Source organism: Methylobacterium sp. WL18 (assembly GCF_008040015.1).
Classification (GTDB): Bacteria; Pseudomonadota; Alphaproteobacteria; order Rhizobiales; family Beijerinckiaceae; genus Methylobacterium; species Methylobacterium mesophilicum.
The window spans coordinates 1-10,996 of sequence record NZ_VRVD01000101.1; the positions used below are offsets into that span (position 1 = coordinate 1).

Annotated in this window: 13 protein-coding genes and 1 pseudogene; all 14 read left to right on the forward strand. The window is 66.4% G+C overall.

Translation table 11 applies throughout. The features are described 5' to 3' along the window. Positions 1-479, forward strand: a pseudogene (gene fliI / locus FV228_RS10535) (flagellum-specific ATP synthase FliI); the annotation flags it as partial. Positions 480-553: 74 nt separating this feature from the next. After that, positions 554-1,765, forward strand: a complete 1,212-nt coding sequence (locus FV228_RS10540) for a flagellar hook protein FlgE (RefSeq protein WP_147854578.1) — start codon at positions 554-556, stop codon at positions 1,763-1,765. Between the two features lie 23 nt (positions 1,766-1,788). Next, a complete protein-coding gene (gene flgK / locus FV228_RS10545; protein WP_147854579.1) occupies positions 1,789-3,243 on the forward strand; it encodes a flagellar hook-associated protein FlgK in 1,455 nt (484 codons plus the stop codon). Between the two features lie 4 nt (positions 3,244-3,247). After that, a complete protein-coding gene (locus FV228_RS10550) occupies positions 3,248-4,300 on the forward strand; it encodes a flagellar hook-associated family protein (RefSeq protein WP_147854580.1) in 1,053 nt (350 codons plus the stop codon). Positions 4,301-4,397: 97 nt separating this feature from the next. Next, the gene (flaF, locus tag FV228_RS10555) at positions 4,398-4,745 is read left to right on the forward strand and encodes a flagellar biosynthesis regulator FlaF (protein ID WP_147854581.1); all 348 of its coding nucleotides are present in this window, start codon (positions 4,398-4,400) and stop codon (positions 4,743-4,745) included. Further along, positions 4,742-5,194: a flagellar biosynthesis repressor FlbT gene (gene flbT / locus FV228_RS10560; RefSeq protein ID WP_147854582.1), complete on the forward strand. Its 453-nt coding sequence runs from the start codon at positions 4,742-4,744 to the stop codon at positions 5,192-5,194. The genes flaF and flbT overlap by 4 nt, the downstream gene beginning before the upstream one ends. Positions 5,195-5,207: 13 nt before the next feature. Continuing rightward, positions 5,208-5,648, forward strand: coding sequence for a flagellar hook assembly protein FlgD (gene flgD, locus FV228_RS10565; RefSeq protein ID WP_147854583.1), 441 nt, complete (start codon positions 5,208-5,210; stop codon positions 5,646-5,648). Between the two features lie 131 nt (positions 5,649-5,779). Beyond that, positions 5,780-6,046 carry a flagellar biosynthetic protein FliQ gene (locus FV228_RS10570; protein ID WP_147854584.1) on the forward strand — a complete coding sequence of 89 codons (267 nt, stop codon included), beginning with the start codon at positions 5,780-5,782 and terminating at the stop codon, positions 6,044-6,046. Between the two features lie 123 nt (positions 6,047-6,169). Then, positions 6,170-8,260, forward strand: a complete 2,091-nt coding sequence (gene flhA / locus FV228_RS10575) for a flagellar biosynthesis protein FlhA (RefSeq protein WP_147854585.1) — start codon at positions 6,170-6,172, stop codon at positions 8,258-8,260. Then, positions 8,257-9,012, forward strand: a complete 756-nt coding sequence (fliR, locus tag FV228_RS10580) for a flagellar biosynthesis protein FliR (RefSeq protein WP_147854586.1) — start codon at positions 8,257-8,259, stop codon at positions 9,010-9,012. The genes flhA and fliR overlap by 4 nt, the downstream gene beginning before the upstream one ends. Position 9,013: 1 nt before the next feature. Continuing rightward, positions 9,014-9,556, forward strand: a complete 543-nt coding sequence (locus FV228_RS10585; RefSeq protein ID WP_147854587.1) for a hypothetical protein — start codon at positions 9,014-9,016, stop codon at positions 9,554-9,556. Then, positions 9,553-10,035 carry a rod-binding protein gene (locus FV228_RS10590; protein ID WP_147854588.1) on the forward strand — a complete coding sequence of 161 codons (483 nt, stop codon included), beginning with the start codon at positions 9,553-9,555 and terminating at the stop codon, positions 10,033-10,035. The genes FV228_RS10585 and FV228_RS10590 overlap by 4 nt, the downstream gene beginning before the upstream one ends. A gap of 46 nt (positions 10,036-10,081) precedes the next feature. Continuing rightward, positions 10,082-10,417 (forward strand): flagellar protein FlgN, encoded by a 336-nt coding sequence (locus tag FV228_RS10595; protein WP_147854589.1) that lies wholly within the window; start codon positions 10,082-10,084, stop codon positions 10,415-10,417. Between the two features lie 6 nt (positions 10,418-10,423). Beyond that, a complete protein-coding gene (locus FV228_RS10600; protein WP_147854590.1) occupies positions 10,424-10,873 on the forward strand; it encodes a hypothetical protein in 450 nt (149 codons plus the stop codon). Positions 10,874-10,996 lie beyond the last annotated feature (123 nt).

Consider the following 10,996-nt stretch of genomic DNA (forward strand, 5'->3'; position numbering starts at 1 on the left):
CGCCGAGCGTGTTCGGCGACCTGCCGCGCCTGCTGGAGCGGGCCGGGCCGGGCCTCGAGGGCGGCGGCACGATCACCGGCATCTTCTCGGTGCTGATCGACGGCGACGACCACAACGATCCCGTGGCCGACAGCATCCGCGGCACCCTCGACGGCCACGTCGTGCTGGACCGGGCCATCGCCGACCAGGGGCGCTACCCGGCGATCAACCTGCTCGGCTCGATCTCGCGCCTGGCCGACCTGGTCTGGACGCCGCAGCAGCGCGAGCTGGTGCGCACGCTCAAGAGCCTGATCGCCCGGTTCGAGGATTCCCGGGACCTGCGCCTGATGGGCGGCTACCAGGCCGGCACCGACCCGGAGCTCGACCAGGCCGTGGCCCTGGTCCCGAAGATCTACGCCGCCCTCCGGCAGGACCCGGGCGACCCGCAGAGCCTCGACGCGTTCCTGGATCTCGCCAACGCCCTGCGGGCGGGCGGATGAGGCGCCGAAAGCTTCACGCAAGCGACTCCTGATCTGAAGTCCTGCAACGTCGTCCAACAACGGAGATTCGCGTCATGGGTCTGTATGGTGTGCTCAACAGCGGTGTCTCCGGGATGAACGCCCAGTCCAACCGGCTCGGCGTCGTCGCGGACAACATCCAGAACCAGAACACGGTCGGCTACAAGCGCGGATCGACGCAGTTCTCCTCGCTCCTGACCGAGTCCGGCAGCGGATCCTACGATTCCGGCAGCGTGACCACGGTCGTGCGTCACGACATCGGCAGCAAATCCAACATGACCGCGACGACGAGCGCGTCGGATGTCGCGATCAGCGGCAACGGATTCTTCGTCGTCAAGGATGCGGGCGGCAAGACGGCACTCACGCGCGCCGGAAACTTCGTCATCGATGCCAAGACAGGCGATCTGGTGAACGCCGCGGGCATGCATCTGCAGGGCTACAGCCTGGCTTCGGGCACCCCGATCCTGTCGATGAACAGCTTCAATGGGCTGGCGCCGGTCAACCTCGCCTCGATGGGCATGCAAGCCCATCCAAGCACGGCGGGGAGCATCACCACGGGCAATCTCAACAGCAACGCAGAAAATAAAGGCGGCGCTCCAAGCCCCTCCAACTATACGTCTGCGACGAGTTTCGTCACCTACGATAATCTTGGGAACCCGTTTCAGGCCGACTTGTATCTCGTGAATAATTCAGACGGAAACTGGCAGGCTGCAGCCTACAATCACACGAACAAAGCTCTTATCCCGGGAACGACGACGCCCCTGACATTCGACACGTTCGGAAAATTGTCGAATTCGGCTTCAATGAGCTTCACCGTCCCCAACGGTCAGCCGTTTAAGCTAGATTTCGCGAACCTGACACAGATGGCTGGCGATTTCACATTTCAAGGTCGGGTGGATGGGAACAAGCCGCAAATCGTCGATCATGCGGCGATCGACACGGATGGCACGGTCTACGCGGTCTACCAGGACGGCCAGACGGCCGCCGCATTCCGCATCCCGCTCGCGACCGTGGCGAGCCCGGACAACCTGACCCCGCGCTCGGGAAATGTGTTCGAAGTCACCACCGGGTCGGGCGCCCCGGAAATCAATTTCGCCAATGTCGGCGGCCGCGGATCGATCGAATCGCATTCCCTTGAGGACTCGAATGTCGACCTGGGCAACGAATTGGCCACGATGATCGAGTCGCAAACCGGATACGGTGCCAACTCGAAGGTGTTCCAGACCGGCACCGAGATGCTCGAGACCCTCGTGAACCTGAAGCGCTGACGCTCGGCTGAAGGAGACCGGGGATGAGTCTTTCCGTTGCCATGAAGGCGGCGCGCGGCGCCTTGCAGGCGAACGCGACCGCCACCGGCGTGGTGTCGCGCAATATCGCGGGCGTCGACGATCCGGCCTATTCGCGCAAGATCGCGTCACTGGTAACCACGGACGGGCCGGTCCGGGTCGTCATCAGCCGTGCCAGCGACACGCTGCTGTTCGACAAGACGATCCACAGCACGTCGGAACTCGCCGGGCGGACGGAGATCCTCAAGGGCCTGCAAAGCCTGGAGGACACGGTCGGAGACACGGAGGAGGGCCGGTCCATCTCCGCCAGGATCGGGGCCGTCAAGACGGCGCTCGCGAATGCTGCTGGCCAGCCCAACGACATCAATCTGGCCAAGGCCGCCGTCGCGGCCGCGAAGGATCTGGCGCGGTCCCTGAACCAGGCGAGCACGACGATCCAGAAGGTGCGCTTCGACGCGGATCAGGCGATCGCCCATTCCGTCGGGACGATCAACGGCCTGCTCGGGGATTTCGACAAGGCCAACAAGGCCGTGGTGTTCGGCACCGCGACAGGGGCCGACATCAGCGACGCCCTCGACAACCGCGACAAGATCCTTGCGCAGCTGTCCCAGGAGATCGGCATCCATACGTCGGTCCGGGCCGGCAACGACATGGCGATCTACGCCGACAATGGCGCGCCGCTGTTCGATCGCCTCGCCCGGCCGGTGACCTTCGCACCGACCTTGGCGTTCGGAGCCGGCACCACGGGCAACGCCGTCCTGATCGACGGCATCCGCGTGACCGGCAGCGGCTCGATGATGCCGGTCCAGGCCGGACGCATCGTCGGGTTGATGACGGTGCGCGATGAGGCGGCCGTCACCTATCAGAAGCAATTCGACGCGATCGCCGGGGGCCTGATCAACGCCTTCGCCGAGACGGACAAGAACTCGGCGGCCGGGACGGCCCTGGCGGGCCTGTTCACCAACGCCGGCAACACGGCGCTCCCCACGGCAATCACCGGGCTGGCCAGTTCCATCCAGGTCAATGCCAAGGCGGATCCGGAGCAGGGCGGCAATCCGTTCACCCTGCGCGACGGCGGCATGAATGGGGGCGCGCAGTACAGGTACAACGACACCAATGCCGCCTCGTATTCCGACCGTCTCCGGGCGCTGCAATCCGCGCTTGGAGCCGAGCGCCCCTTCGCTCCAGATACGGAACTCCCTGCCTCCACTGCGCTACTGACCGCTGCTAACGCTTCGGTGAGTTGGCTCGAAGCCACCCGCAAGGCGGCCTCGACTCAAGTGGACAAGGAATCGGCCGTCCTGAACAGCGCGTCGAATGCCCTCTCGAACGCCACCGGGGTGAACCGGGACGAGGAGGTGGCGACGATGCTCGAACTCGAGAAGTCCTACGCCGCGTCCGCCAAGCTCCTCGCGGCGGTCAACGCGATGCTTCAGACCCCTCTGGATGCCGTGAGGTAGCGTCATGAAAGCGAGCTTCATCTCCACGGCGACGCTATTGAACAGCACGCGCTGGGATATGGCCCGACTGCAAGCCGGGATCGTCAAATCCAACATTGAAATCGACAAGGGCCGCTATGCCGATGTCGGCCTCGAACTGGGCTATAAGACCGGGCTCACCCTGGATCTGCGGCAGCAATTGGACGACAGCGTCGCGCAGAAGCAGCGCAACGACTTGACCAGCGTTCGCCTCGCCGCCAGCCAGAGTGTGCTCAACCAGATTCGCTCGGAGGGTGAGGCGTTCCTGGCCCTGGTCGCGCCCGGGAAGCTGAGCGATAGCAGCGCGAGCGTCATCACCCAGGCGGCGGCGACGAAGCTCACGTCGTTCATCGCGCAGATGAACACGTCGACCGCAGGCCAATTCGTGTTCGCCGGGATCAACACCGAGCAGCGTCCGCTCAAGGGCTACGAAACGTCCCCGCAATCGGATGCCAAGAAGGCGTTCGCGGACGCCTTTCAGACCGCGTTCGGCTTCCAGCCGGGAACCCAGCCCGGTTCTGCCAAGATCACCGCGGCGCAGATGCAGAGCTTTCTCGACGGGCCGGCCACCGCGCTGTTTGCGGACCCGCTATGGGGGAAAAACTGGTCGAATGCTGCGAACACCAACATTCGAACTGACATCAGTCCCAGTGAGACTGTGGAAACTTCGGCTAATGCCAACGCCCAAGCGTTCCGTCAATTGGCGATGCTGTACTCGATCGGTTCGGATATCGGCTTGGGCAGTCTGTCTTCGGCGACCCAGGAGGTCGTGTACGACAAGCTGCGCAGCATCTCCGGTCAGGCCACGCTCGCGGCCACGTCGATCCAGGCCGATCTCGGCACGATCGAGGCTAGGCTCGTGACCCTGGGAAATCAGCACGAGGCTCGAAAGACGATCCTGACAGGGGGGGTCACCGCCCTGGAGGGGGTCGACGCGGCGGAAGCCAAGACGCGCCTCGATGGCCTCACGACGCAGCTTCAGATCTCGTATTCTTTGACCAGCCAGATCAAGAAGCTCAATCTCATCGATTACGTTTGATTTTATACTATAGAATATCGGTGGCTGGCCGTCGCTTTATCCCGAAATCAGGATTGTTACGGCCAGTTCCCGTCCCACGCGAGAGGCAGAATCTGCGATGTACGGCGCGTCTTACGCGGAAATCATGGAAGACTCGCCCGCCCTGGCCCGGGAGCGCGAGCGCGAGGCCTTCGACCGGGCCATCGATCTGATGAAGCGGGCCGAGGCGTCCGACGCCCCGGTCCAGGCGCGCTCGGAGGCGGTCAGCTTCGTGCAGCGCCTCTGGAGCCTGCTCATCGACGACCTCGCGAAGCCCGAGAACGAGTTGGCCGTCCCGTTGCGGGCCGATCTGATCTCGATCGGTCTCTGGAACATGAGCCAGACCGACCAGATCATCCGCGGTGACGCGTCGAGCTTCGAGAGCCTGATCTACGTCAACACGATGATCCGGGATGGCCTGCGATGAGCCGCTCCATCAATCTCAGCCTGCGCGGCCGCGAGCGGATCTTCATCAACGGCGCCGTCCTGCGGGTCGACCGCAAGGTGACGATCGAGCTGCTCAACGACGCCACCTTCCTGCTCGAGGCCCATGTCCTGCAGGCCGAGGAGGCGACCACGCCGATCCGGCAGCTCTACTTCATCGCGCAGGCCATGCTGATCGACCCCAGGAACGCCGAGCGGGTCCGGGCGGCCTACGACGCCGTGGAGTGGACCTATCTCGACCGGGGGCCCGATCCCAGCATCGTGGCGGCCCTCGCGACGGCGCGCGGCTTCCTCGATACCGGGCGCGCCTTCGACGGGCTGCGCATCCTGCGCGGCCTGTTCGAGCCCGAGGACGCGCACGGCGCTCGGTTGGTGACTGGTCTTTCCGATCCCGGGGCCATCGGGCGACCCGGGGCCACGAATCCCGTTTGACGGAGGCAGAACCATGAGCGTGCCGGTCACCACCAACACCTCATCGACGGCCGATGCGGCCGCGAAGGCCCAGGACGCCAAGAAGGCCCAGGACGCCAAGAAGGTTCAGGCCGAGAAATCGAATACGCTGAACTACGACAACTTCCTGCGCCTTCTCCTGGCGCAGATGAAGAACCAGGATCCGACCGCGCCGATGAAGTCGACCGAGTATATGGGTCAGCTCGCGTCGTTCTCGCAGGTCGAGCAGAGCGTCAATGCGAACACCAAACTCGACTCGCTGCTCAAGTCCGCGACCCAGACGCAGGCGCAGGGCCTGGTCGGCCGCACCGTCACCTCGGCCGACCAGTCGATCAGCGGGAAAGTCACCGCGGTTCAGGTCACCGACACGGGCGTGATCGCGCATCTCAACACCGGCAAGGACCTCCCGTACGGTCCCGGCGTGACGGTCTCCTGAGGCCGTCTCGCGGCGCCCGGCCCGGCGGGGTCTTCCGCGCCGGCCGTCCCGGCGTTTCGATCGCCGCGCGGGGAGAATCCCGCACCTCTCCCGTTCCCAGGGCCCTTGTCCGTGATTCCACGTCCCGCATCATGAACGAAGTCGACGCCCTCGAACTCGTCCGCACCGCCATCTGGACGATCATCGTCGCCTCCGGCCCGACGGTGGCGGCCGCGATGGTGGTGGGCACGCTGATCGCGCTCTTCCAGGCCCTGACCCAGATCCAGGAGGTGACCCTCACCTTCGTGCCGAAGATCGTCGTCACCCTGCTGGTGATGATCGCGACCGGATCCTTCGTCGGCGGACAGATCTACACCTTCACCGAGCTGGTCTACGGCAAGATCATCTCCGGGTTCTGAGCCGGCGCGGCCGGCCGGCACCGCGCCCCGGCGGCGGGATCGGGCGGGGCCTCACGGCTGCGCGCAATGCAGGCGCAAGCTTGGTGAGCCAGAACCGGGGGCGGGCACGGGGGGATCGTAAGCGTGGCAGCGGCCGTAGACGTCTTCACGCCGGAGCGGAAAGTCCGGCGCGACATCTGGTTCGCGGTCGGAATCATCGCCATCCTGGCGGTCCTGTTCCTGCCGGTGCCCGCCGTTCTGATCGATATCGGGCTGGCGCTCTCGATCGCGCTGTCCGTGCTGATCCTGATGGTGGCGCTCTGGATCCAGAAGCCTCTGGAATTCTCGTCCTTCCCGACGATCCTGCTGATCGCCACGCTGCTGCGCCTGGCGCTCGGCATCGCGACGACCCGCCTGATCCTCGCCAACGGCGACGCCGGCGTCGACGCGGCCGGCCACGTCATCCAGGGCTTCTCGCAATTCGTCATGAGCGGCGACTTCGTGATCGGCCTCGTGGTCTTCGCGATCCTGATCACCGTGAATTTTTTGGTGATCACCAAGGGGGCGACCCGCATCGCGGAAGTCGGCGCGCGGTTCACCCTGGACGCGATCCCGGGCAAGCAGATGGCGATCGACGCCGACCTCTCCGCCGGGCTGATCGACGACAAGCAGGCCCAGCAGCGCCGGCGCGAGCTCGAGGAGGAGAGCGCGTTCTTCGGCTCCATGGACGGCGCCTCGAAGTTCGTGCGCGGCGAGGCGGTGGCCAGCCTGATCACCATCGCGGTCAACATCTTCGGCGGGATCATCATCGGCGTCACCCGCCACGGGCTGCCGCTGGCCACCGCGGCCGACGTCTTCACCAAGCTCTCGGTCGGGGACGGCCTCGTCTCGCAGATCCCGGCGCTGATCGTGTCGCTCGCCGCGGGCCTGCTGGTCTCGAAGGGCGGCACGCGGGGCACGGCGGAGCAGGCGGTGCTGGGCCAGCTCAGCGCCTATCCGCGGGCGCTGTTCGTCGCCTCCGGCCTGATGATGCTGTTCGCGATCATGCCGGGGATGCCGTTCATCCCCTTCGCCGGCCTCGGCATCCTGATGAGCGTCGTCGCGTACCTGATTCCCCGCCGGATCGCCGAGGCCGAATCGAAGGTCGCGGCGCAGACGAAGGCCGTGGAGGACCAGAAGCTGCTCGCGCAACGCGAGAGCGAATCCGTGAAGGACTCGCTCAAGACCGCGGAGATCGAGCTGCGCCTCGGCAAGCACCTCGCCGTGCAGATGCTGAGCGCGCAGGGCGAGCTGGCCCAGCGGGTCGGACGGATGCGCCGGAAGTTCGCCCAGCAATACGGGTTCGTGGTTCCGGACATCAAGCTGGTCGAGGCCGTCACCGTCGCGAGCAAGACCTACGAGATCGCGATCCACGGCACCGTCATCGCCGCCCAGCAGGTGCGCCCGGGCGAGGTGCTGATCGTCGTCGGCGACGGGCCGATGCCGTCGCTGATCGGCGAGGAGGTGCACGAGCCGGCCTTCGGCATGAAGGCGGTCTGGGTGCCGGAGGCCTATGCCCAGGAGGCCCGCCGCGAGGGCTTCAGCCCGATCGACTGGCATTCGGTGATGCTGACCCACGTCAGCGAGGTCATCCGCAACAACCTGCCGCAGCTCCTGTCCTACAAGGACCTGCGGATGCTGATCGACCGGCTCGATCCGGAATACAAGCGCCTCGTCGAGGACATCTGCCCGTCGCAGATCTCGTATTCCGGCCTGCAGGCCGTGCTCAAGCTCCTGCTCGCGGAGCGGGTCTCGATCCGGAACCTGCACCTGATCATCGAGGCCATCGCCGAGATCGTGCCCCATGCCCGCCGCGCCGAGCAGATCGCCGAGCATGTCCGGCTGCGGATCGCGCAGCAGATCTGCGGCGACCTCGCCGAGAGCGGCACCCTCAACGTGCTGCGGCTGGGCAGCCGCTGGGACCTCACCTTCCACCAGGGGCTCAAGCGCGATTCGAAGGGCGACGTCTACGAGGTCGACATCGATCCGCGCCTGATCGAGCAGTTCGGCGTCGAGGCGTCGGAGGCGATCCGGGCCCACATGAAGACGTCGCACAAGTTCGCCCTGGTCACCGCCCCCGAGGTCCGCAGCTACGTGCGGATGATCATCGAACGCATCTTCCCGACCGTCGCCGTGCTGTCGCATGTCGAGATCGCCCGCGGCGTCGAGATCCGGTCGCTCGGCACCATTTCGTGACCTTCGACGTCTCGGACTCGGTTCTCGGCGTGTTCATGATCTTCTGCCGGATCGGCGGCTGCATGCTCATCGCGCCGGGCCTCTCGAGCGCGCGGGTGGCGCCGCGCATCCGCCTCCTCATCGCCCTGACGGTGAGCCTGGCGCTGGCGCCCATGCTGCTGCCGAAGCTCGGGGACGGGCTGCGGGCGTCGGCGCCGGCCGACATCCTGTGGTGGATCGCGTGCGAGACGCTGACCGGGCTGGCCATCGGCCTGTTCGGGCGGGCGTTCTTCTACGCCCTCGAGACGATGGGGACCGCCATCGCGACGATGATCGGCCTCGGGGGGATCCCCGGGACGCCGGTCGCCGACAACGAAGCGGAATCCGTCGCCGGCTCGCTCATCATGATGGCGGCGACGATGCTGGTCTTCGCCACCGACCTGCACTGGGAGTTGTTCCGGGGGCTGGTCGCCTCCTACGACCGCATCCCGCCGGGCAACCCGTTCGGATCGCGCCCGATGCTGGCCGGGCTGGTCGACCGGACCGGCGCCGCCTTCGTCATGGCCCTGCGGCTGGCGAGCCCGTTCATCGTCTACTCGATGGTGGTGAACTTCGCGCTCGGGCTCGCCAACAAGCTCACGCCCCAGATCCCGATCTTCTTCATCGCGACCCCGTTCATCCTGTTCGGCGGCCTGATGCTGTTCATGCTGCTCTCGACCGATCTGTTCGGACAATTCATCCTCGCCTACGGGCAATGGCTCAGGAGAGGCTGAGATGCGCGCGCGACTCGGCCGGGCGACCCGGCTCCTCCACGTGCAGGACCAGCTGCACCGGCGCGCCGAGCGGGATCTCACCCAGGCGGAGCGCCGGGTGCAGGCGGTCGACGCGGCTCAGGCCGACGTGATCCGCGCCCTCAACGAGGCCTCCGCCTTCCTCGAGCCGCTGCGCGATTCGGCGGTCCGGCGCCTGAAGAACCTGGCGATCGAGGCGCAGGGCCTGCGGACGGCGCGCGACCAGGCCGCCCAGAACCTGCTGACGCAGGCCACGCAGCACAAGCGGGCCGAGCGGTGGGTCGACGGGCTCGAAGCGGAGCGCCGGCAGCAGGCGGAGAAGCAGGCCTGGGCCGAGCGCCTGGACAGCCTGGTGGGTCCCGCCCTGAGTCCCGGGTCGAGTCCCGGATCGAGTCCCGCACAGGCAAGCCTCCGGTCAGCCAGGCCTGATAGTCGCCTTGATCAATCAACATCCCCGATGGGTTCGGTCGAACCCGGTGACCGGACTTGTCCTGGTCATGAACATCCGGACACGAGAGCGCCGTGAGCGTCCAGCCTCCCTCCGATATCGTCCTCGACGTCGCGCGCGCCGCGGATCCCGCACGCTATCAGGCCGCCGTCACCAAGCTCACGCAGGCCGCCCCGGGCACCTTCGCGGATGCGCTGGGGGCGGCCTCGGCCGGGGGGGCGGGCGTCCCGGCCGCGCCGCAGGCGAATATCGATTCGGTCCTGACGCGGTTCCGCACCGCCGCGACCCTTCCGCCCCCGCGGGCCAAGGGCACGCCGCCGCAGGAGTTCGAGGCCTTCGTCCTGCAGACCTTCATCGAATCGATGCTGCCCCAGAACGCCACCGCCGTCTTCGGCAAGGGCAATGCCGGCTCGATCTGGAAGTCGATGATGGCCGAGCAGATCGGCGCCCAGATCGCCAAGGCCGGCGGCATCGGCATCGCCCGCATGCTGGAGGCCGCCCACCCGCCGGCCGGACCGGACGCGGCGGCGGATCCCGCGGCGTCGCGGATCGGCTGACCCTTCCGGGAAGGCCGCGCTCTCACTCCATGTCCGGACGCCCTGCATGCTGCTCTCATCCCTGACCCGCCTCGAAGCCACCATCGACGCCGAGACGGACGCCCTGACGATCCACGACATCAGCGACCAGGACGAATTCAACCGCCGCAAGAGCCAGAGCCTGGTGGAGCTGTCGCGGCTGGGCCGGACGATCGGCTCGACCCCGCTGAGCCCGCCGGAGATCGAATGCCTGGAGCGGGTGCGCGCCAAGCTGCGCCGCAACCACGAGCTCCTGGCCATCCACCTGCGGGCCATGCAGGAGGTGTCGGACATCGTCACGACCATGATCCAGAGCGCGGAATCCGACGGCACCTATTCGGCCGCCCTGCGCTATCAGGAGTAGCAGCCCGTGCTCCGAATCGTCATCACGGGCCTCTGGATCTGCGCCATCACGGTGCTGTCCAGCTACGCGGTCGTCTCCTGGATGCCGGACTTCCCCAAGGCGAAGTCCGAGGAATACCTGGAAGGCCTGACCTATCAGAAGCTGAAATCGCTCAACATCCCGGTCATCGCCGACGGGACCGTCCAGGGCTACATCATGGCCACCGTCGTGTTCACGGCCGATTCGCACCTGCTCAAGGGGCTCGGCGTCACCCCGGCGCCGTTCGTCCTCGACGAGTCGTTCCGCCAGATCTACGGCGACGGCGACCTCGATTTCCGCAACCTGAAGAAGTACGACATCAACAAGCGCCTGGCCGAGATCAAGCTCAAGGTCAACGAGCGGCTCGGATCGGAAGTCGTCAAGGACGTGATGATCGAGAACTTCAATTTCGTGACCAAGAAGGACATCCGGTCGTAGGGCGACGACACCGGCCGCGGTCGGACGGCCCTGTCCGGGCCCCGGCGCGAACCCGGCAGCCGGCCGCGGCCTGACGGCTTCATCCTCTCGGAGCGCGCCGCGCGGCGTGGCGCCGATCTCAGG

What these genes read in the sequence shown, in the direction of transcription:
- FV228_RS10595 (WP_147854589.1), top strand. Translation starts at nt 10,082, where the DNA reads ATGCTGCTCTCATCCCTGACCCGCCTCGAAGCCACCATCGACGCCGAG.
- FV228_RS10585 (WP_147854587.1), top strand. Translation starts at nt 9,014, where the DNA reads ATGCGCGCGCGACTCGGCCGGGCGACCCGGCTCCTCCACGTGCAGGAC.
- FV228_RS10550 (WP_147854580.1), top strand. Translation starts at nt 3,248, where the DNA reads ATGAAAGCGAGCTTCATCTCCACGGCGACGCTATTGAACAGCACGCGC.
- FV228_RS10570 (WP_147854584.1), top strand. Translation starts at nt 5,780, where the DNA reads ATGAACGAAGTCGACGCCCTCGAACTCGTCCGCACCGCCATCTGGACG.
- FV228_RS10540 (WP_147854578.1), top strand. Translation starts at nt 554, where the DNA reads ATGGGTCTGTATGGTGTGCTCAACAGCGGTGTCTCCGGGATGAACGCC.
- flgK (WP_147854579.1), top strand. Translation starts at nt 1,789, where the DNA reads ATGAGTCTTTCCGTTGCCATGAAGGCGGCGCGCGGCGCCTTGCAGGCG.
- flaF (WP_147854581.1), top strand. Translation starts at nt 4,398, where the DNA reads ATGTACGGCGCGTCTTACGCGGAAATCATGGAAGACTCGCCCGCCCTG.
- flgD (WP_147854583.1), top strand. Translation starts at nt 5,208, where the DNA reads ATGAGCGTGCCGGTCACCACCAACACCTCATCGACGGCCGATGCGGCC.
- flbT (WP_147854582.1), top strand. Translation starts at nt 4,742, where the DNA reads ATGAGCCGCTCCATCAATCTCAGCCTGCGCGGCCGCGAGCGGATCTTC.